Source organism: Pseudonocardia sp. (assembly GCF_050250275.1).
Taxonomy (GTDB): domain Bacteria; phylum Actinomycetota; class Actinomycetes; order Mycobacteriales; family Pseudonocardiaceae; genus Pseudonocardia.
Window position 1 is genome coordinate 336296 of record NZ_JBFWOY010000002.1, and the last position, 20086, is coordinate 356381.

19 protein-coding genes and 1 pseudogene are annotated in these 20086 nt (G+C 74.2%); 2 read left to right on the top strand and 18 right to left on the bottom strand.

Annotated elements, in window-relative coordinates; translation table 11 throughout:
* Nucleotides 1-65 precede the first annotated feature (65 nt).
* The 5 genes from AB7F12_RS03635 to AB7F12_RS03655 form a co-directional block, all read right to left on the bottom strand.
* On the bottom strand, nucleotides 66-581 hold the full coding sequence (locus AB7F12_RS03635; RefSeq protein ID WP_428499245.1) for a GNAT family N-acetyltransferase: 516 nt from the start codon (nucleotides 579-581) through the stop codon (nucleotides 66-68).
* 30 nt (nucleotides 582-611) lie between these two features.
* A complete protein-coding gene (locus tag AB7F12_RS03640; protein WP_428499244.1) occupies nucleotides 612-905 on the bottom strand; it encodes a hypothetical protein in 294 nt (97 codons plus the stop codon).
* Nucleotides 906-1094: 189 nt separating this feature from the next.
* Nucleotides 1095-1847, bottom strand: coding sequence for a YebC/PmpR family DNA-binding transcriptional regulator (locus tag AB7F12_RS03645; RefSeq protein ID WP_428499243.1), 753 nt, complete (start codon nucleotides 1845-1847; stop codon nucleotides 1095-1097).
* Nucleotides 1848-1959: 112 nt separating this feature from the next.
* Nucleotides 1960-2601 carry a pyridoxal 5'-phosphate synthase glutaminase subunit PdxT gene (gene pdxT / locus AB7F12_RS03650; protein WP_428499242.1) on the bottom strand — a complete coding sequence of 214 codons (642 nt, stop codon included), beginning with the start codon at nucleotides 2599-2601 and terminating at the stop codon, nucleotides 1960-1962.
* A gap of 43 nt (nucleotides 2602-2644) precedes the next feature.
* Nucleotides 2645-4057 (bottom strand): NAD-dependent malic enzyme, encoded by a 1413-nt coding sequence (locus tag AB7F12_RS03655; protein WP_428499241.1) that lies wholly within the window; start codon nucleotides 4055-4057, stop codon nucleotides 2645-2647.
* Nucleotides 4058-4185: 128 nt separating this feature from the next.
* On the opposite strand from AB7F12_RS03655, the gene AB7F12_RS03660 reads away from it, so the two are divergent.
* On the top strand, nucleotides 4186-6333 hold the full coding sequence (locus AB7F12_RS03660; protein WP_428516245.1) for an elongation factor G-like protein EF-G2: 2148 nt from the start codon (nucleotides 4186-4188) through the stop codon (nucleotides 6331-6333).
* A 53-nt stretch (nucleotides 6334-6386) separates the two neighbouring features.
* Here the strand turns inward: AB7F12_RS03660 and AB7F12_RS03665 are convergent, their stop codons facing one another.
* Entirely contained in the window at nucleotides 6387-6695 is a 309-nt protein-coding gene (locus tag AB7F12_RS03665) for an AzlD domain-containing protein (RefSeq protein WP_428499239.1), read from the bottom strand.
* Nucleotides 6692-7402: an AzlC family ABC transporter permease gene (locus tag AB7F12_RS03670; RefSeq protein ID WP_428499238.1), complete on the bottom strand. Its 711-nt coding sequence runs from the start codon at nucleotides 7400-7402 to the stop codon at nucleotides 6692-6694. The genes AB7F12_RS03665 and AB7F12_RS03670 overlap by 4 nt, the downstream gene beginning before the upstream one ends.
* Before the next feature lie 55 nt (nucleotides 7403-7457).
* Between AB7F12_RS03670 and AB7F12_RS03675 the strand changes: the two genes are divergently transcribed.
* Entirely contained in the window at nucleotides 7458-8045 is a 588-nt protein-coding gene (locus tag AB7F12_RS03675) for a helix-turn-helix domain-containing protein (RefSeq protein ID WP_428499237.1), read from the top strand.
* A 473-nt stretch (nucleotides 8046-8518) separates the two neighbouring features.
* Here AB7F12_RS03675 and AB7F12_RS03680 read toward each other — a convergent pair whose 3' ends face one another.
* The 11 genes and pseudogenes from AB7F12_RS03680 to AB7F12_RS03730 form a co-directional block, all read right to left on the bottom strand.
* Nucleotides 8519-9220 carry a hypothetical protein gene (locus AB7F12_RS03680; protein WP_428498351.1) on the bottom strand — a complete coding sequence of 234 codons (702 nt, stop codon included), beginning with the start codon at nucleotides 9218-9220 and terminating at the stop codon, nucleotides 8519-8521.
* A 297-nt stretch (nucleotides 9221-9517) separates the two neighbouring features.
* Nucleotides 9518-10426, bottom strand: coding sequence for a pyridoxal 5'-phosphate synthase lyase subunit PdxS (gene pdxS / locus AB7F12_RS03685; protein ID WP_428498350.1), 909 nt, complete (start codon nucleotides 10424-10426; stop codon nucleotides 9518-9520).
* 67 nt (nucleotides 10427-10493) lie between these two features.
* On the bottom strand, nucleotides 10494-11042 hold the full coding sequence (locus AB7F12_RS03690; protein WP_428498349.1) for an NUDIX hydrolase: 549 nt from the start codon (nucleotides 11040-11042) through the stop codon (nucleotides 10494-10496).
* The gene (locus AB7F12_RS03695; RefSeq protein ID WP_428498357.1) at nucleotides 11039-12199 is read right to left on the bottom strand and encodes a glycosyltransferase family 4 protein; all 1161 of its coding nucleotides are present in this window, start codon (nucleotides 12197-12199) and stop codon (nucleotides 11039-11041) included. The genes AB7F12_RS03690 and AB7F12_RS03695 overlap by 4 nt, the downstream gene beginning before the upstream one ends.
* 186 nt (nucleotides 12200-12385) lie before the next feature.
* Nucleotides 12386-13300 (bottom strand): phosphatidylinositol mannoside acyltransferase, encoded by a 915-nt coding sequence (locus AB7F12_RS03700; RefSeq protein WP_428498348.1) that lies wholly within the window; start codon nucleotides 13298-13300, stop codon nucleotides 12386-12388.
* On the bottom strand, nucleotides 13297-13917 hold the full coding sequence (gene pgsA / locus AB7F12_RS03705; RefSeq protein WP_428498347.1) for a phosphatidylinositol phosphate synthase: 621 nt from the start codon (nucleotides 13915-13917) through the stop codon (nucleotides 13297-13299). Before pgsA ends, AB7F12_RS03700 begins: the two co-directional genes overlap by 4 nt.
* A 61-nt stretch (nucleotides 13918-13978) precedes the next feature.
* Nucleotides 13979-14551: an HIT family protein gene (locus AB7F12_RS03710; protein WP_428498346.1), complete on the bottom strand. Its 573-nt coding sequence runs from the start codon at nucleotides 14549-14551 to the stop codon at nucleotides 13979-13981.
* 22 nt (nucleotides 14552-14573) lie between these two features.
* Nucleotides 14574-16625 (bottom strand): threonine--tRNA ligase, encoded by a 2052-nt coding sequence (gene thrS / locus AB7F12_RS03715; protein WP_428498345.1) that lies wholly within the window; start codon nucleotides 16623-16625, stop codon nucleotides 14574-14576.
* A gap of 42 nt (nucleotides 16626-16667) precedes the next feature.
* Nucleotides 16668-18986 carry a hypothetical protein gene (locus AB7F12_RS03720; RefSeq protein ID WP_428498344.1) on the bottom strand — a complete coding sequence of 773 codons (2319 nt, stop codon included), beginning with the start codon at nucleotides 18984-18986 and terminating at the stop codon, nucleotides 16668-16670.
* 19 nt (nucleotides 18987-19005) lie between these two features.
* On the bottom strand, nucleotides 19006-19449 hold the full coding sequence (locus AB7F12_RS03725; RefSeq protein ID WP_428498343.1) for a hypothetical protein: 444 nt from the start codon (nucleotides 19447-19449) through the stop codon (nucleotides 19006-19008).
* A 133-nt stretch (nucleotides 19450-19582) separates the two neighbouring features.
* Nucleotides 19583-20086, bottom strand: a pseudogene (locus AB7F12_RS03730) (hypothetical protein); the annotation flags it as partial.

Here is a 20086-nt window from a genome sequence, read left to right on the forward strand (position 1 = left end):
GGTCCGGGACGCGCGGTTCGCGCGACATTGTCCGCGGACGGGTGCGGGGCCCCGCAGCGGGGCCCTCACACCTCGGCCGGCAGCGGTTCCCGGTCGCGCTCCATGCGCACCAGCCCGACTCCTGCGTCGTCGACGACGGTGCCGGTCCTGCGGTAGCCCGCCGCACCGTAGAACCGCAGGTTGTCCTCACTGCGACCACCCGTGACCAGCCAGAACGAGCGGACCGACGCGGGCGCCGCGGCATGCAGGGCCGCCAGCAACGCCCGGCCCACCCCGCCGCCCTGCACGTCCGGGGCCACCGTGAACCGGACGACCTCCATCGCCGCCCCGTCGATCCGGCCCCGGACCGACCCGACGAGCCGGGACCCGAGCCACGCCGCCCGTGCCACCAGCGCGGGCCCGGCACCGGCGAGGTCGGCGCGGATCTCCTGCACGGTCTCGCGCAACGGCGGGATGCCGGGTGCGTGGTAGCGCTGCGCCTCGGTGACGTAGGCGGCGCGCTGCACCGTCAGCATCTCGCCGGCGTGCTCCGGGGACGGGACCCCGATCCGCAGGACCGTCGCGACATCGGGGGCCACCATGGCGGCGACCCTATCCAGCGCCGGATCCGGTCAGTGCGTCCCGGCGCGGAAAGGGAGATCGTCGAACGGGTCCGACGACCCGTCGTCGTCGTGCAGCTCGAAATGCATCACCCGCGCCCAGGCGCCCTCCTTGGTCTCGGAGGGCTGGATCGCATCGGCGACGACCGAGTGCGACCGCGTCGCCAGGAAGTCGAACACCGGATCGAAGGCGGGGTCGGTCATCTCCGTGAGGAGCGAGAACTCCGCGATGACGTACGACCCGACCAGGACGGCGTCGACCACGCCGACGTTCGCCGCGAGCACCGTCAACTCCTCGTCATCCACGCCTCGATGTTGCATGCAAAGAGTGGGTAAAGCAAGGCTAAAGGCGCTCGGAATGACGTGGCTCTCGAATTCGGGTCGGCAAAGAATGTGAAACCAAGCGAATCCGATATCGGAGGCGAATCGCCTGTGGCGTGACGATCCCGACGAACCGAACGACTCCCTGCGGTCCGCGACGGGCGCGGCCGGCGGTCAGGCGTCGACCGCCTCCATGACCTCGTCGCTCACGTCGAAGTTGGCGTAGACGTTCTGCACCTCGTCGGAGTCCTCCAGGGCGTCGATCAGCTTGAAGACCTTCTTCGCGCCGTCGGCATCGAGCTCGACCTGCATCGTCGGCAGGAACGTCGGGTCGGCCGAGTCGTAGTCGATGCCCGCGTCGACCAACGCCGTGCGGACCGCGATCAGATCGGTGGCCTCCGAGACGACCTCGAAGGACTCCCCCAGGTCGTTGACCTCCTCGGCACCCGCATCGAGCACCGCCAGCAGGACGTCGTCCTCGCTGAGCCCGGCCTTCGGGACGATCACGACGCCCTTGCGGTTGAACAGGTACGCCACGGAACCCGGGTCGGCCATCGCCCCGCCGTTGCGGGTCATGGCCGTGCGCACCTCGGTGGCGGCCCGGTTGCGGTTGTCGGTCAGGCACTCGATCAGCAGCGCGACACCGTTGGGGCCATAACCCTCGTAGGTGATGTTCTGGTAGTCGGCACCCCCGGCGTCGGCACCCGAGCCACGCTTGACGGCGCGGTCGATGTTGTCGTTGGGGACGGAGCTCTTCTTCGCCTTCTGGATCGCGTCGAACAGCGTCGGGTTGCCGTCGGGGTCACCACCACCGGTGCGCGCCGCGACCTCGATGTTCTTGATCAGCTTGGCGAACATCTTGCCCCGGCGGGCGTCGATGACGGCCTTCTTGTGCTTGGTCGTCGCCCATTTGGAGTGGCCGCTCATCGGCAGGACCTTCCTTTCCGCTGCTCACGTGCGGCACATCTCGGCGACCGGGCCGGGCCCACCAGGGCCGCGCAGCCGGGAACACACCGAACCTGCCGGAAACCGTTCGATCCTACCGGCGGCCCGCGACCGCCTCACGCACCATGTCGCAGAACAGCGCATGCACCCGGGTGTCGCCGGTCAGCTCGGGGTGGAACGCCGTCGCCAGGACGGGGCCCTGCCGCACCGCCACCGCCCGGCCTGCGGCCTCACCGGCGTCGTGGCCCGCGCTGGTGACCGGCGGGACCGAGGCGAGGACCTCCACCCCGGCACCGACCTTCTCCACCCACGGCGCCCGGATGAACACGGCCCGCACCGGGTCGCCCTCGACACCGTCGAAGTCCAGGTCGGTCTCGAACGAGTCGACCTGACGACCGAACGCGTTGCGGCGCACCACGACATCGAGCCCGCCGAGCTGCTGCTGGTCGGGGCGCCCGTCGAGCACCTCCGACGCCAGCAGGATCATGCCCGCGCACGACCCGTACGCGGGCATGCCGTCGGCGATCCGGGCCCGCAGCGGCTCGAGCAGCTCGAAGACCCCGAGCAGGTTGCTCATCGTGGTCGACTCCCCGCCCGGGATCACGAGCCCGTCCACGGCCGCGAGCTCCGCGGCGCGGCGCACGGGGCGCCCCTCGGCACCGCAGGCCGACAGCGCGGACAGATGCTCACGGACGTCGCCCTGCAGGGCGAGGACTCCGATGACAGGCGCGTTCACGGGCACCCAGGATAGTCGCCGCGACCGGGGTAGAACGCCACGCTCACGCGGGCCGACCTGTGGGCTCGGACTCCTTCGCGTCGCGCGTCGCCGCGGCGCGCACCGCCTCCGCCACCGCCGGCGCGACCGAGGTGTCGAACACGCTCGGCACGATGAACGACGGGTTCGGCTCCGCGACGACGTCGGCGATCGCCGCCGACGCGGCGAGCAGCATCGTGTCGGTGATGTCGCGGGCATGGGCGTCGAGCAGGCCGCGGAACACACCCGGGAACGCCAGCACGTTGTTGATCTGGTTCGGGTAGTCCGAACGGCCCGTCGCGACGACCGCGGCGTGCTGGTGCGCGACCGCCGGGTCGATCTCCGGGTCGGGGTTGGCGAGGGCGAAGACGACCGCGTCGTCGGCCATCGTCGCCACCTCGGTGGCGCCGAACAGGTTCGGCGCCGACACCCCGATGAACACGTCGGCACCGACGAGCGCGTCGGCCAGCGAGCCGGATGTGTTCCGCGCGTTGGTGATCGACGCGATCTCGACGAGGTTCGCGTCCATGCCCGCGCGGTCGCGGTGCACGATGCCGTCGACGTCGACGGCGACGACGTCCGCGGTCTGCTCGGAGGTGAGCAGCCGGATGATCGCCGAGCCCGCCGCACCCACCCCGCAGACGACGACGCGGACGTCGGCGAACTTCTTGCCCACCACACGCAGCGCGTTGCGCAACGCCGCGAGCACGACGACGGCGGTGCCGTGCTGGTCGTCGTGGAAGACCGGGATGTCGAGCAGCTCGCGCAGCCGGCGCTCGATCTCGAAGCACCGCGGCGCGGCGATGTCCTCGAGGTTGATGCCGCCGTAGGCGGGCGCGAGGATCTCGACGGTCCGGATGATCTCCTCGGTGTCCTGGGTGTCCAGGCACACCGGCCACGCGTCGACGCCGGCGAACCTCTTGAACAGGGCCGCCTTGCCCTCCATCACCGGCATGGCCGCGGCCGCGCCGAGGTTGCCCAGGCCCAGCACCGCCGAGCCGTCGGTGACCACGGCGACCGTGTTGCGTTTGATCGTCAGCCGCCGGGCATCGGCGGGGTTGGCCGCGATCGCCTGGCAGACCCGCGCCACGCCGGGGGTGTAGGCGCGGGAGAGGTCGTCGCGGTTGCGCAGGCTGACCTTCGACTGGATCTCGATCTTGCCGCCCAGGTGCAGCAGGAAGGTCCGGTCCGACACCTTGCGCACCGAGACACCCGGCAGCGCCTCGAGCGCGGCGGTGATCTCCTCGGCGTGCGCCTCGTTGAGCGCGTTGCAGCTGATGTCGACGACGATCGTGTCGGTCCGCGCCTCGACGACGTCGTACGCGGTGACGACACCACCGACGCGGCCGACCGCGACGGCGAGGTCACCTGCGGCACTGGCGGACGCGGGCGCCTCGACGCGCGCGGTGATGGCATAACCGGGACCGGGGATGGGCACGGCCGACGACCCTACTCCGCGCGTAATCCCGGTTCCGGGGGTTGTGACCGACCCGGTACGGGTGTGAAATCGAGCACAGCCCGGCGCAACGGGGCGCCGCGCTCGACACCACCGTGGAGGTGGTCGCGATGGCCGGCAGAGCAGACAGCGGGCAACGTGCGGGGGCCGGCCGGGCCCCCGCCGTCACCGATCCCGCCCACGTACGCAACGTGGTCCTCGTCGGGCCCAGCGGAGCAGGGAAGACGACGCTCGTCGAGGCCCTGCTGGCCCACACCGGCGTCATCCCCCGCCAGGGCACCGTCCTCGACGGGACGACCGTCTGCGACCACGACCCGGCCGCCGTCCGCCAGCAGCGCTCCGTCGCGCTGTCGGTCGCCCCGTTCGTGCACGACGGGACGAAGATCAACCTCATCGACACCCCCGGCTACGGCGACTTCGTCGGCGAGCTGCGCGCCGGGCTGCGCGCCGCCGACGCCGCCCTCTTCGTGATCCCGGCGTCGGAGGGCCACGAGGGCTCCGTCGACCCCGCGACGGTCGCGCAGTGGGAGGAGTGCGCCGAGGTCGGGATGCCCCGCGCCGTCGTCGTCGCCCGCTGCGACCACGCCCGCGCCTCGCTGGAGGCGACCATCGACGCCTGCCGCGACGCCTTCGGCGCCGGCGTCGCACCCCTCTACCTGCCGATCCGGTCCGCCGACGGCGGCCTCGCCGACCTCTACGGGCTGCTCTCCCAGACCCCCGAGGGCGCGGCACCCGACGGCGCCGACGACGCCCGCGGCGAGCTCATCGAAGGCATCATCGAGCAGTCCGAGGACGAGTCGCTCATGGAGCGCTACCTCGGCGGCGAGGACATCGACGTCGCCACGCTCGTCGACGACCTCGAGACGGCCGTGGCACGCGGCTCGTTCCACCCCGTCGTCCCGGTCTGCGCCTCCAGCGGCATCGGGCTCGACGCGCTCCTGGAGGTCGTCGTCGGCGGCTTCCCCTCGCCCCTGGAGCACCCGCTGCCCCGCGTCTCCGGCGTCGACGGCAGCTCCCACGACGCACTGGCCGCCGACCCCGCCGGGCCGCTGGCCGCCGAGGTCGTGCGCACCTCCGCCGACGCCTACGTGGGCCGGGTCTCGCTGGTCCGGGTGTTCTCCGGCACGCTGCGCCCGGACGCCACCGTGCACGTCAGCGGGCACATCCCGGTACAGCGCACCCCGTCCGACGACGGCGTGCCGGGCGAGGTCGCCGACGACAACGGCCACGACGTCGACGAGCGCCTCGCCCACGTCTACTCACCGCTGGGCGCCACGCTCCGCGAGGTCGACAGCTGCATCGCCGGCGACATCTGCGCGCTCACCAAGCTCGGGTCCGCCGAGACCGGCGACACCGTCTCCGCCGCCGACCACCCACTGCTCCTGCAGGCCTGGGAGCTGCCCGACCCGCTGCTGCCCGTCGCGGTCGTCGCACACTCCCGCGGCGACGAGGACGCGCTGATCAAGACGCTGTCCAAGATCGTCGCCGCGGACCCCACGCTGCGCCTGGAACGCAACTCCGAGACCCACCAGACCGTGCTGTGGTGCATGGGCGAGGCACACGCCGACGTCGTCCTGTCGCGGCTGCGCGCCGGCGGCGCCGAGGTCGACACCGAACCCGTGCGCGTCCCCATGCGAGTGTCCTTGGCGCGCAAGGGAAGGGTCACCGGACGCCACGTCAAGCAGTCGGGCGGGCACGGCCAGTACGCTGTCTGCCACGTCGAGTTCGAGCCGCTGCCGCGCGGCAGCGGGTTCGTGTTCGCGTCGAAGGTCGTCGGCGGCTCGGTACCGACGCAGTTCGTCCCCAGCGTCGAGAAGGGCATCCGCGCCCAGCTCGAACGCGGGCTCACCGCAGGCGGCGAGACCGCCTACCCGGTGCTCGACGTCAAGGCCACACTCGTCGACGGCAAGGCGCACAGCGTCGACTCCTCCGACGCCGCCTTCCAGACCGCCGGCGGGCTCGCGCTGCGCGAGGCCGCCGAGGTGTGCGGGACGGTCCTGCTCGAACCGCTCGACGACGTGCGCGTCCGCATCCCCGACGAGCACCTCGGGTCGGTCCTGGGCGACCTGTCCGCGCGACGCGGACGCGTCCTGGGCACCGAGGTCGCCGGCCTCGGTCGCACCCTGGTCGTCGCCGAGGTCCCGGCGGTGGAGCTGCTGCGCTACGCCGTCGACCTGCGGGCCACGACCTCCGGCACGGCCACCTTCACCCGCACCTTCGCCCGCTACGACGCCGCCCCGGCATCCGTGGGCGCCTGACCCTGTCGGTGGCGACGGTCGCGTCGGCGACCGTCGCCACCCACGACCGCTCGTCACGGCACCCCGAGCAGCCGCAACCCCGCCGTCGTACCCGCGGCCAGCAGGACGACCAGCACGAACGGCACCCGCAGCAACGCCGAGAGCGCCCCCACCGCCACACCCGCCGGGCGCGCCCACCCCGCGAAACCACCCGCCTCGGTGAGCGCAGCCGTCGCCGCGAGCGCCACGAGCAGCGCCGTCGCGCCCAGGTCGAGCAGCCGCTGCACCTTCGCGGGCACCTCGACACGCCCGCGCAACAGCAACCCCGACAGCCGCATCAGATAGGTGCCGACCCCGAGCACCAGGACCGCCGTCCAGGTCACGACGACACCGTCGCCAGGGGTGCGCCGCCCGCCAGGGCCAGACCCGCGAGCCCGGCCAGGACCGGCAGGCCGGGCGGGAGGAACGGCGTCGCCGCCAGGGCGACCGCCGCGGCGCCCAGACCGACCCGCCGCGCGTCCGCGGCCCGCAGGCCCGGCAGCAACAGGGCCAGCAGGGCCGCCGGGAACGCGGAGTCGATGCCGAACGCGTTCGGGTCGGGCACCGCGGCACCCGCGACCGCACCGAGCAGCGTGCCGATGTTCCACAACAGGAAGAACGAGATGCCGCAGGCCCAGAACGCCCGGCGCGCCCGCGGACCCGCGCCGCGCGCCCGGGAGAACGCGACCGCCTCGTCGATCAGGATGTGCGCGCCGAGCACCCGGCCCAGTGGCCGGTCGGCGACCACGGGCGCCATCGCGAGCCCGAACGGGATGTGCCGGGCGTTGAGCAGCAGCCCACCCATGACCGCGGCGAGCACTCCGCCGCCCGCGGCGACGACCGCCACGACCAGGAACTGCGACCCGCCCGCGAAGACGATCACCGACATGCCGACGACCATCGGCAACGGGATCCCCGCGGCGGCCGCGAGCGCCCCGAACGACGCCCCGACGACGCCGAGGGCAACAGCCAGGGCGAGGACGTCGCCGAGGTCGGCACGCGACCCGTCGGCCGGGCTCCCCGACGCGGGTGTTCGACAAAACGAACGCATGGTGTTCTACACTGAACACCCAGCCCAGTGTTCGTCAAGTCGCACGAGGAGACCGGTGGAGCGAACGGACGAGACGACGACCGTCGACGCACCCGAAGGCCCACCCCTGCGCGCGATCGCCGACGCGGTCCGCCGCGAACGCACCCGGCGCGCACTCTCCCTCGGCGAGCTCGCCCGCCGCGCGGGACTGTCGAAATCCACGTTGTCCCAGCTGGAGAGCGGCGCCGGCAACCCCAGCGTCGAGACACTGTGGGCATTGGCCGTCGCACTCGGCGTCCCGTTCGCACGACTGGTCGAGACACCCGCCCAGCCCGTCCGCGTCGTCCGCTTCGGCCACGCCGCCCCGCTCACCTCGGAGTCGGCACCCTTCACCAGCGCGCTGCTGTCGGCCTGCCCGCCCGGCGCGCGGCGCGACCTGCACCTGGTCACCGGCGAACCCGGCGCGGCACGCGAGGCCCACGCCCACATCCCCGGCACCGTCGAACACATGCTGGTCACCGCGGGCCGCTGGGTCGCGGGCCCCGAAGGCGAGCAGGTCGAGCTGGGCCCCGGCGACTACGCCTGCTTCCCCGGCGACCGCCCCCACACCTACACCGCCCTCGCCGCCGGCAGCGCCGCGATGCTGGTCATGGAGTACACCTGACCCCCTCGCCCCCGCTCAGAGCGCAACCCCACTGCTCCCGCAACGCCGGTCCACGACGCTGAGGTTGCGCGCGAGCGTCCGGCCACAACCCCACTGCTCCCGCAACGCCGGCCGACGACGCTGAGGTTGCGCGCCGTCCTCTCACCGCAACCGCACTGCCGCCGCAACGGCTACCGCCGACGCCGAGGTCGCACCCGCTCGTCCGCGCGCAACCCCACTGCTCCCGCAACGCCGGCCGACGACGCTGAGGTTGCGCGTGAGCGTCCGGCCGCAACCCCACTGCTCCCGCAGCGCCGGCCGACGACGCTGAGGTTGCGCGCGAGCGTCCGGCCGCAACCCCACTGCTCCCGCAACGCCGGTCCACGACGCTGAGGTTGCGCGCCGTCCTCCCACCGCAACCTCACGGCTGCCGACGACGCCGAGGGTGCGCCCCGGGCCTGCCGGGGCGCACCCTCACCGCTGTCGGTGCCGGATCAGCGGGTGGCGTCCGCCGGGGCCACGCCGGCGGGGTCGGGCGTGCTGACCGGCGCCGTGGTGGGCGGCACGGCGACGCCCGGAGCCGGGGTCACCGGAGAACCCGGCGTGGTCGGCGTTCCCGGAGCGGCCGGGGCCGTGGGCGTACACGTCGTCACCGGCGGCGCCTGCGCCGTGCCCGTGGAGGCACCGGGGTCCGGGGCGCTCGCGTCACCACTCGTGTCGCCGGCGCTGCGGTCGTCATCCGCACTCTGGTCGTCATCCGCACTCTGGTCGTCACCAGCACTCTGGTCGTCACCCGAGTCCCGGTCGTCGACGTCGCCCGCGGACCGGTCGTCGTCGGAGCCCTGGTCGTCGGCGGACCAGTCGTCCGAGCCCTGGTCGTCGCCGCTGTCCTGGTCGTCCCCGCCGGAGTCGTCGTCCCAGGCATCCGAGTCCTCGGCGTCCTCGTCGTCACCGCCCTCGACCGCCGCGGCCTGCGGCGTGCCCGCGAGCGGTGCCCCCGGCGGGGCGGATGTTCCCGGTGCGGCGGGCGCGCCGGGCGGCATGGTCGTCAGCGGCACGAGGCCGGGCGCCGCGGGCCCCTGGGCGCCGCACGAGACGGCGGGCGGGACCGGGTCCGCGGACGCCGCGAACGCCAGCGACCCGCCGAACAACGTCCCGGCGATCACAATGCCGCCGATGCTCACGTAGCGCCTCATCAGGCTCCTCCCTCACTTCCGTCACAGGAACCACCGGGAGGTTAGGAGCACAGCGTGACCCCCGTGAGGGCTCGTCACCGATACGTGGGGACGCTGAGCCGCTGGATCTCGCGTTCCGTGACCGAACGGGCCGTCGCGACCCGCAGGTGGACCACGCCGCCGTGACGGACGGTCACCACGGGCCCGGCGTGTCGCCCGGACCGGTAGGTCGACCCGTTCGAGCGACAGCCGCGAACGGCGACGGCCCCGCCACACGTGTGGCGGGGCCGTCGCGGGACGTGCGGGATCAGCGGCAGGTCACCAGCCGCGGGAGGCGTAGCGCTGCTCGGCGGGCAGGTCGGGGATGTTGATGCCGACCATGGCCTCGCCCAGACCGCGCGACACCTTGGCGATGACGTCGGGGTCGTCGTGGAACGTGGTGGCCTTGACGATCGCCGCCGCACGCTGGGCCGGGTCGCCCGACTTGAAGATGCCGGAACCGACGAACACGCCCTCGGCGCCCAGCTGCATCATCATCGCCGCGTCGGCCGGGGTGGCGATGCCGCCCGCGGTGAACAGCACCACGGGCAGCTTGCCCGCGGCGGCGACCTCACGGACCAGCTCGACCGGCGCCTGCAGCTCCTTGGCCGCGACGAACAGCTCGGTCTCGTCGAGCGTGCCGAGGCGGCGGATGTCGGACCGGATCTGGCGCATGTGCCGGGTGGCCTCGACGACGTTGCCGGTGCCCGCCTCGCCCTTGGAGCGGATCATCGCCGAACCCTCGGCGATGCGGCGCAGAGCCTCACCCAGGTTGGTCGCGCCACACACGAACGGCACGGTGAAGGCCCACTTGTCGATGTGGTGCGCCTCGTCGGCCGGGGTGAGGACCTCGGACTCGTCGACATAGTCGACACCGAGGGACTGCAGCACCTGGGCCTCGACGAAGTGCCCGATCCGGGCCTTGGCCATCACCGGGATGCTGACCGCGGAGATGATGCCCTCGATCATGTCGGGGTCGCTCATCCGCGCGACGCCACCCTCGACGCGGATGTCGGCGGGGACACGCTCGAGCGCCATGACCGCGACGGCGCCCGCGTCCTCGGCGATCTTCGCCTGCTCCGGCGTGACGACGTCCATGATCACGCCGCCCTTGAGCATCTCCGCCATCCCGCGCTTCACGCGCGCGGTGCCCTGCGCGGCGTCGCTGGTCTCAGGGCTGGAATTCACGGGAACGGCCTGGTCGGACGACACGGTGGAACCCTTCTCGACGACAGAACGACCTCCCGATCCTACGTCAGTGAACGGGGTCACCCGGTGCCGCGGCGGTCGCGCTGTGACCGACGTCGGGATCGGCGATCTCGAAGTACTCCGGGACGGGCGCGGTACCGGCGAGGCGCAGCCACCGGACGAGCCTGCGGGAGCGCAGGCCGAGGGTGTCGCGGACGGCGTCGTTGTGGACGCGGCGGGCCAGGACGACGAGCTGTTCGGCGTCGGCGAGCTCGGCGGCCGGCCCGGCAGGAAGCCCGGCGCGGTCGACCGCGGCGAGTGCCCTGGTGAGGGCGTTCTCGACGGTTTCGGCGCGGCCGTCACCGGGACGTGGCCGCAGCCCGGTGCGGGCGTCGAGGGCGGCGCGCAGGCCCGTCGCTGCCGGCCCGTGCAGGGCCGGCAGTGCGGCGACGGCCGCGGCGGCACGGCGGTCGAGGGCGTCGTGGAGGCCGTCGCGGGCGGCGTCGGTGCGGACGTGGAGCCGGTCGAGGCGCCGGGCACGACCGACACAGGAGACCACCACCGTGGCGACCAGGATCACGCCGACGGCGACGAGGAGCCAGACCAGGACAGTCATCGGGCCGCGGCGACGACACGACGCGGGTCGGCTGCCACCGCCGCCCGGTACACCTGCAGCACCGCGGCGGCGACGACCGGCCAGTCGAACGCGGCGGCGCGGACGCGGCCCGCAGCGCCCAGCGCGGCGCGGCGGGCCGGGTCGTCGAGCAGCGCCCCGAGAGCCGACGCGAGCGCGGCCGGGTCACCCGGCGCGGCGAGCACCCCGGCGGCGGGCCCGCCGAGCGGGTCCGCGACGACCCGGCGGAACGCGTCGATCCCGCTCGCGAGCACGGGAGCGCCCGCGGCCATGGCCTCGGTGAGGACCATCCCGAAGCTCTCGCCGCCCAGGTTCGGCGCGCAGTAGACGTCCATCGACCGCAGAGCGGCCGCCTTGGTGGGGTCGTCGACCGGGCCGAGGACGTCGAGCCTGTCGGCGACGGGCCCGGCGCGGCGGACGAGGGCGGCGGCGTCACCGCGGCCGACCACGAGCAGCCGCAGCCCGGGCCGGTGCGGCGCCAGCCGGGCCACCGCGTCGAGCAGGACGGGCATGCCCTTGCGGGGCTCGTCGAACCGGCCGAGGAACCCGACGGTCTCGATCCCCGGGCGGGGATGGCCCGGCAGCGGCGGGCCGTCGGCGAACAGGCCGACGTCGACACCGTTGGGGATCTCGACGGCGTCGCCGCCCAGGTGCTCGACCTGGACCCGGCGGGCCAGCGCCGACACGGCGATGCGCGCGGTGACCTTCTCCATGAGCGGGCGCAGGACCCCGCCGAACGCGGACAGGGCCCGGGAGCGCTCGGTCGAGGTGTGGAACGTCGCGACGATGGGGCCCTCGGCGGCCAGCAGCGCGAGGACGGAGATCGAGAACGTCGTGGGCTCGTGCAGGTGGAGCACGTCGAAGGTGTGCTCGGCGAGCCAGCGCTTCACCCGGGCGTAGGAGACCGGGCCGAACGTCACGCGCGCCACCGACCCGTTGTAGGGCACGCCGAGCGACCGGCCGGCCGAGGTGACGAACGGCGGCAGCGGCGCCTCGCCGGGCTCGCGGTCGTCGTCGGCCGGGGCGAGCACGTCGACGCTGTGGCCCAGCCGGATCAACGCCCGCGCCAGGTCGAGGACGTGAGCCTGCACCCCGCCCGGCACGTCGAACGAGTACGGGCACACGATCCCGATCCGCAGAGCGCTCATCGCACTCCCTCGCCGGGGCTCGGTCGGCGCTGCGCGCAGGCACTGCGCCGATGACTCGCTCGCCGGCGCTCGCTCATCGCACCCCCCAGCCAGGGCTCGGTCGGCGCTGCGCGCAGGCACCGCGCCGACGACTCGCTCGCCGGCGCTCCCCCGGCGCGCCTCCGCGCCACGGCCCGCTCATGGGACCGCCACCGGCTCGGGCACGTCGGCGGTGAAGATCGGCTGCAGCATGTGCCAGTCCTGCGGGGCGCGGCGGATGCCGGCGGTGAACGCGTCGGCCAGTGCCTGGGTGGCGGCGGGCACCGCGGCCCGGTCGGGGACGTCGATCGGGTCGCCGATGTCGACCCGCCAGCCGCGCCCGTCGAAGGAGGTGTGCGCGGGCATGAGCAGCGCGCCGGTCATGGCCGCGAGCCGGGCCGGGCCGGCGGGCATGCGGGCGCGCTCCCCGAGGAGCGTGACGTCGACACCCGCGGCCGACAGGTCGCGGTCGGCGACGAGGCACACCAGTCCCGACGCGCGCAGCCGCGCGACGAGGCCGCGGTAGACGGCGGCGCCGTCGTCGGAGGCGAACACCTCGAACCCGAGCGACTCGCGGTAGCCGACGAAACGCCGGTAGACGTCGGCGGGCCGCAGCCGTTCGACGACCGTGCCGAAGCCGGCCGGCAGCCCGGCCCGGCGCAGCATCTCGATGACCCACACGCCGGCGGCGTCCCAGTTGCCGCTGTGCGGCAACGCGAGCAGGACGCCGCGCCCGCCGCGCATGGCCTCGAGCGCCGGTTCGAGACCGGTGCCGACGGTGTCGCGCGCGATGGCCGCCGGGTCCATGACGGGCAGCCGGAACGCCTCGCACCAGTAGCGGGAGTAGCTGCGCATCCCGGCACGGACCAGCGCGTCGAGCTCGGCCGGGCCGGCGTCGGGGACGACGCGGGCGAGGTTGGCGCGCAGCCGCTGCGCCCCGGGGCCGGCGCGGCGGGCGGCGAGGACCCCCGCGGTGTCGAAGACGCGGGACGCGACGCCGGACGGGAGCGCCTTGACCACGCCCCAGCCGGCGCCGTAGGCGAGGCTCGCGAGTCTCTCCCCGGCCGCGGTCACTGCTCGGCCCGCTCGGCGGCCTGCGCGCTGCGGTGGACCGCGACGATCCGTTCGCCCACCGTCCAGATCGACAGCGCCGCGAGCAGCCACAACGCCACGGCCAGCGCGTAGGGCACGCCGACGCCCTCGAGGAAGGTGCCGAGCAGCGTGATGATCAGCCGTTCGGCGCGCTCGACGAGGCCGCCGTCGGCGCGCAGGCCCGACGCCTCCGCGCGCGCCTTCACATAGGAGGTGATCTGGCTCGCGACCAGGCAGATCAGCGCCGCGATGCCCACGAGGCGCTGCTCCCCCGCCCCGAGGCACCACCACACGAGCCCGGCGAACAGGGCGCCGTCGGCGATCCGGTCGCACACCGAGTCGAGCACACCGCCGAACAGGGTCGACCGGCCACGTGCCCGCGCCATCGCGCCGTCGACGAGGTCGAACAGCACGAACAGGGTGATGATCCACGGGCCGATGGCCAGCTGGCCCCGCGGCAGGAACCACAGCGCCGCCGCGACCGACCCGACCGTCCCGAGGACGGTGACCACGTCCGGGGTGACCCCGCGCTCCACCAGCACGCGACCGATCGGGTCGGTGACACGGCTGACGGCGGCACGAGCGAAGACGTTGAGCATCGGCTGCAGCCGACTCCTGGCGTTCGGACGGACGTTGGGTGAGGACCTGACCGTCCCCAGACTAGTCGTGCGCCGACCTCGACCCGGTGACGGGCACACCGCTCTCAGGAGCTTCCCAGGCTTCCGCGAGCAGCTCACGGGTCTCCGAGAGCAGCTGCGGGATGACCTTCGTCTGGCCGACGACGGCGATGAAGTTCGCGTCGCCACCCCAGCGGGGCACGACGTGCTGGTGCAGATGGTCGGCCAGCGAGCCGCCCGCGACCGTCCCCAGGTTCAGCCCGACGTTGAACGCGTGCGGGGCCGCGACCTTCTTCATCGCGCGGATGGCGTGCTGGGTGAACGCCATCAGCTCCGCCGACTCCTCCGGGGTGAGGTCCTCGAGTTCGGCGACGTGGCGGTACGGGAGCACCATCAGGTGGCCCGGGTTGTACGGGTGCAGGTTGAGCAGCGCGAACACGCTCGTCCCCCGCGCGACGACGAGACCCTCGTCGTCGGGCAGGCGGGGAATGCGGCAGAACGGGCAGCCGCTCTCCCCCGCCTCCTTGATGTAGGCGAGCCGGTGGGGCGTCCACAACCGACGGAACCCGTCGGCCGTGCCCACCCCGTCCTGGGGTTCCAGCACCGGCTCGCTCATGGCCCGAATCCTATGCGGGGGACTACCGGCCGGCGCCGAAGGTCTCCGCGGTCGGCGACGCGTTCTCCCGGCGGTCGATCCAGCCGCACAACGCCTCGACCGCGTCGGCCACCGGCACCCCGTTGACCTGGGTGCCGTCGCGGAACCGGAAGCTCACCGCGCCCGCCTCCACGTCGCGCGCACCGGCCAGCAGCATGAACGGCACCTTCTGCAGGGTGTGGGTGCGGATCTTCTTCTGCATCCGGTCGTCGCCGGCGTCGAGCTCGACGCGCACGCCGCGGGCCTTGAGCTGCGCCACGATCTCCTGCACGGCCGGGACCTGGTCGTCGGTCACCGGGATGGCGACGGCCTGCACCGGCGCGAGCCACGCCGGGAACGCGCCCGCGTAGTGCTCCAGCAGCACCCCGAAGAAGCGCTCGATCGACCCGAACAGCGCCCGGTGGATCATGATCGGCTCCTGGCGGGAGCCGTCGCCGGCGGTGTACTCCAGGTCGAACAGGCCGGGCTCCATGAGGTCGACCTGGATCGTCGAGAGCTGCCAGGTGCGCCCGATCGCGTCCTTGGCCTGGACGCTGATCTTCGGCGCGTAGAACGCCGCACCCCCCGGGTCGAGGACCAGCTCCAGGCCGGAGGCCTCCGCGGCCTCGCGCAGCGCCTGGGTGGCCATCTCCCAGTCCTCGTCACTGCCGATCGACTTCTCCGGGTCGCGCGTCGACAGCTCCAGGTAGAACTCGTCGAGCCCGTAGTCACGCAGCAGATCCAGCACGAACGTCAGCAGCGAGCGGATCTCGTCCTGCATCTGCTCGCGCGAGCAGTAGATGTGCGCGTCGTCCTGGGTGAACCCGCGGGCGCGGGTGAGACCGTGCACGACGCCCGACTTCTCGTAGCGGTACACCTGGCCGAACTCGAACAGCCGCAGCGGCAGCTCGCGGTAGGACCGCCCCCGCGACCGGAAGATCAGGTTGTGCATCGGGCAGTTCATCGGCTTCAGGTAGTAGTCCTGGGCCTGGCGGCGCAGCTCCCCGTCGGCGCCGTACTCCGCGTCGACCTGCATGGGAGGGAACATCCCCTCCGAGTACCACTCCAGGTGCCGCGAGGTGTGGAACAGCTGCGCCTTGGTGATGTGCGGGGTGTTGACGAACTCGTAGCCCGCCTCCTCGTGGCGGCGCCGCGCGTAGTCCTCCATCTGCTTGCGCACCACCCCGCCCTTCGGGTGGAACACCGGCAGCCCCGAGCCGATCTCGTCGGGGAAGGAGAACAGGTCGAGCTCCGCGCCGAGGCGGCGGTGGTCGCGCTTCTCCGCCTCCAGCAGCCGGTCGAGGTAGAGGTCGAGCTGCTCGGTGGACTCCCACGCGGTGCCGTAGATGCGCTGCAGCATCGGGTTCTTCTCGCTGCCCCGCCAGTACGCGGCCGCCGAGCGCATCAGCTTGAACGCCGGGATGTACTTCGTCGTCGGCACGTGCGGGCCGCGGCACAGGTCCGACCAGACGACCTCGCCGGTGTGGGCGTGCACGTTGTCGTAGGCGGTGAGCTCGCCCGAGCCGTCGACCTCGACGACGTCGTCGGCCGGTGCGCCCTTGAGGTCGATGAGCTCGAGCTTGTACGGCTCGTCGGCCAGCTCCTTGCGGGCCGCCTCGAGCGAGTCGTAGCGGCGCCGGGAGAACCGCTGGCCCGCCTTGATGATCTTCTTCATCGCCGACTCGAGCTTCGACAGGTCCTCGGGCGTGAACGGCTGCGCGACGTCGAAGTCGTAGTAGAAGCCGTCGGTCACCGGCGGGCCGATGCCCAGCTTCGCGTCCGGGTCGACCTGCTGCACCGCCTGGGCCAGCACGTGCGCGGCGGAGTGCCGGATGACGCTGCGCCCGTCCTCGGTGTCGGCGCCGACCGCCTCGACGGTCACGTCGGTGTCCGGGGTCCACGCGAGGTCACGCAGCCGGCCCTCGGCGTCGCGGACGACGACGACCGCACCGGGACCGTTGGACGGCAGGCCTGCCTCCCGCACCGCGGCACCGGCCGTCGTACCGGCCGGCACCTCGACGGTGGCGGACGGGGGCTGGGCGGATGGTGCGGACACGACTTGCCTCCGGAGGACACGTACGGATGTGTGCGGTCGAGGCTATCGCCCGGGGTCGACCCGGTTCCCGCCGTCCCGCCCGGGGTCCGCGGAGGCGGCGCCCGCCGGGGCCGTGCGGAGCGGTGCGTCGTCGAGCGCCGCGCGGGCATCCGGGACGCCGACCCCGGCGCCCGCGTCCTCGGGGTTGCCCGGCACCGCACCCAGGTCGGTCCCGGTGCGCCGGGCAGGCTCGAACAGCGATCCCGCCGACGCCGGGGGCGCCGCACCGTTGCGTCCGGCACCCTGCAGGGCCGCCGCCACGACGCGGTCGACCGGCGTGGCCGGCTCGGCGGCGCGCGGGCCCGGGAGCGGACGGGGCTGCGCCGCAGCCGGTTGCGCGACCGGGGAGGCCGGTCCACCCCTGGCCGGGGCGGACACGGTCACCGGTATCGCCGGGAAGGAGCCGGTGGTCGTGTGCCGGCCGGGGCCGGGACCGGCCGTGGTCGCCGGGGGCGCCCCGTCGGGACGCGCGTGCCGGCCGCCGAACCACGGGTGCGGCTCGGCGTCGCCGTCGGGCGCGGCGGCGGCCGGGGCGGTCGACGTGGGGCCCGCGGACAGCGGCCCTGCGTCCCACGCGCGCGGCGGCGGCTCCCATCCGAGCGGGGGCTGCTGCTCCCACCCGAGCGGGGGCTGCTGGTCCCACCCGGGCGGGGGCTGCGGGTCGTCGACGGGCGGCGGCTGGACGGCCGGGACGACGCCGGTGAACAGCGCGGCGCCGGAGAGGCCGGCGGCGCCGCGGTCCAGGGCCTCGACGACGTCCGCCGGGGTCGACGCGCCGCCGGGTCCGGCGCCGTGGCCGAGCACGGACGCGGTGGACCAGCCGGCGGCCCGGCCGCCCGCGGCGGGGCGGGTCTCGGGACCTGCGGACGTCCCCGGCGTCCCGGTGGGCGCCGGCGGGACGGACGTCGCGGACCCCGGCTCCGGTGGCGGCGGTTCAGCGGGCCGGGCCGGGACGGCAGGCATCGCGACGGGTGTCGCGGGCCGCGCCGGGCCCGGTGCGGCGCCGGGGGCCGCCGGCGGTGTCGGGACCGACGGGCCCGTGGGTGTGCCTGCGGGGCGCGCCGGCAGGGCGGCCGGATTGGACCCGATGCTCACGGTGATCGGGCGGGGTCCGGTCGCGGCGGGTTCGGGAGCCCGGGGCGGGGACACGGGCAGCGCGGTGGTGACCGGATCGGGTTCCGCGTCCACCGCCGAGGCCGGGTGGTCGTCGCGTTCCGGCACTCCCGCCGACACCGTGACCGGCGACGCGGCCGCAGCCGGCGCAGCGGGTGCGGTCTCGCCCGGCGCGCTGGACACCGGCGGGGCGCTCGACACCGGCAGCGCGGTCGACACCGGCAGCTCGGTCGACACCGGCGGTGACGTGGCATCGGACGACGACGGGGCGGTGGCATCGGACGACGACGGGGCCGTGGCATCGGACGACGACGGGGCAACCGCCGACACCGGCGACGCAGGAGCGGCCGGCACCGGCGGAGCGGCCGGCACCGGCGGGGCGGCAGCAGCCGGGACGGGCGGTGCGGCTGCCGGGGCGGGCAGGGCGGCTGCCGTCGACGCCGGCGGGGCGGGGGCGTGCGCGGCGATCCGCACGGTGGCCTCGATCGCCGAGTCGATGACCTCCGCGCTGAACCCACCCGGTGGCGCGGCGACCGGACCGGCCCACGGCGCCGGGGCCGGGGCGGGCGCCGGGGCTGCGGCGGGCGCCGCGGGAGGTGCGCCCCCGACAGCCGCGCCGGCGGGCGCCGGGCCGGTGGGAGGCGCCCCTGCGGGAGGCGCGGCGCGCAGGCCGTCACCTGCCCACCAGGGGCCCTGGGCACCCTGCTGCGCCGGGGTGAAGAGGTCGGTTCCGGACTGCGCGGGCGGCACGTGGCTCCGCTGCGGCAGCGGCACCAGCGTCGCCGTGTCGATCCGGCCCAACCGCCGCCGGACCCGGCGCAGGGCCCGTGGCGGGCCCTGCACCAGCAGCGACAGCACGAGCCGGTCGCCGAGCGGGTCGTGCACCGTCTGCAGCAGCTGGTACAGCCGGTCTCCGTGGGAGACCACGACCTCCGTGGGCTCGGGGCCGCCGATCGAGACGTGCGCGGCGTCGAACGCGGCACGGATGACGTCGGCCTGGCCGGCGCACACCGTCTCGAGATCCTCGGGAGCGCCGTCGCGGGAGCGGGACGTCAGCAGCATCCCGCTACCCGCGTCGAGCAGCGCCGCGACCACCACCGCCCGGTCGCGGACGAGTGCTGCCAGGGTGTCGTCCGGCGATCGGGCCGGAGCGCCGCCCCCGGTGGCACGCGGAGGGACGCCGGGCTGGAGGGGGCCGTTCGCGTTCACCTCGCGTGGGGGTCCCGGGTCAGCGCTGGGCGTTCGAGGGGAAGAACTGACCCTCGGGCCCGGACTGGACGGGGCGGGCGTTCGCGGACGGGTGCGCCAGGTAGAAGTCCTGCTCGATGACCCGCAGGTCGCGTCGCGCCATGGCGAGGTTGGCCTGCGCCCGGTTGAGCACCAGGTAGAAGAACAGCTTCTCGTCGGTGCCGCGGATGAGCCGCAGCAGGTGGTACTGGGTGTCGAGGGTGATGAGGATGTCCTCGATGTTCTCCCGCAGGCCGAGCTTCTGGACGACCTCGAGCTTGGTGCGGATCACGTCGCTGTTGCCCGGGCCGGCGACGTCGAGGTCGAACTCGGCGCTGCCGCCGCGCGACCCCAGCATCATGCCGCTGTCCCAGTCGACCAGGGCCACGGCGAAAGCGCCCTTGATATTCGCGGCCATGTCGAGCGAGTGCTCGATGTTGCTCATTTTCTGTCTCCTCGTCGGGGGTTGTTCGAGGGTGTTGCTCGGTCGTTCTCTGGGCCGAGGGAAACCGGAGCCTAGCGCACCGCTTCCGACTCGCCAGAACCTTTCGGTGAAAGATGATTCCGGCCGCCCGGAACTACATCATTCGGCGTAGTCCGGCCAGCAGTCGCTTCATCGTGGGGACGTCGTCGGCCCACGAGCCCGGCGCCCCGGCGGCCGTCCGGGACGGCGTCGCGCGCGGCGGGGGCGCGGGCGCGGGCGGGGTGGCCCCGCGGGTCCGGCGCGGCAGCGCGGCCGGGGGCGCGGCCGCGGCCGTCGCACCGGGAGCCCACCGGCCGGCCCGGCCCGTCGGTCCGGCCGTGTCGGCGCGCGCGGGTTCGCCCGACCGCTCGGACGTCGCGGGCCGCGCGGGTCCGGAGCCGGCGAGGCGGGGCGCAGGCAGGGCCGTCGCGCCCGCCATGGCGGCGGGCGGTGAGGGGCGCGCGGCCGGGCCTGACCGGGGGTCGTTCGCGTCGCCGTTGGACTGCAACGGGCCGTTGGACTGCAACGGGCCGTTGGACTGCAACGGGCCGTTGGACTGCAACGGGATCGCGGGCGCCCCTCGCGCGTTCTGGGGCGGCTGGGCGCGGTCGGCGACCCG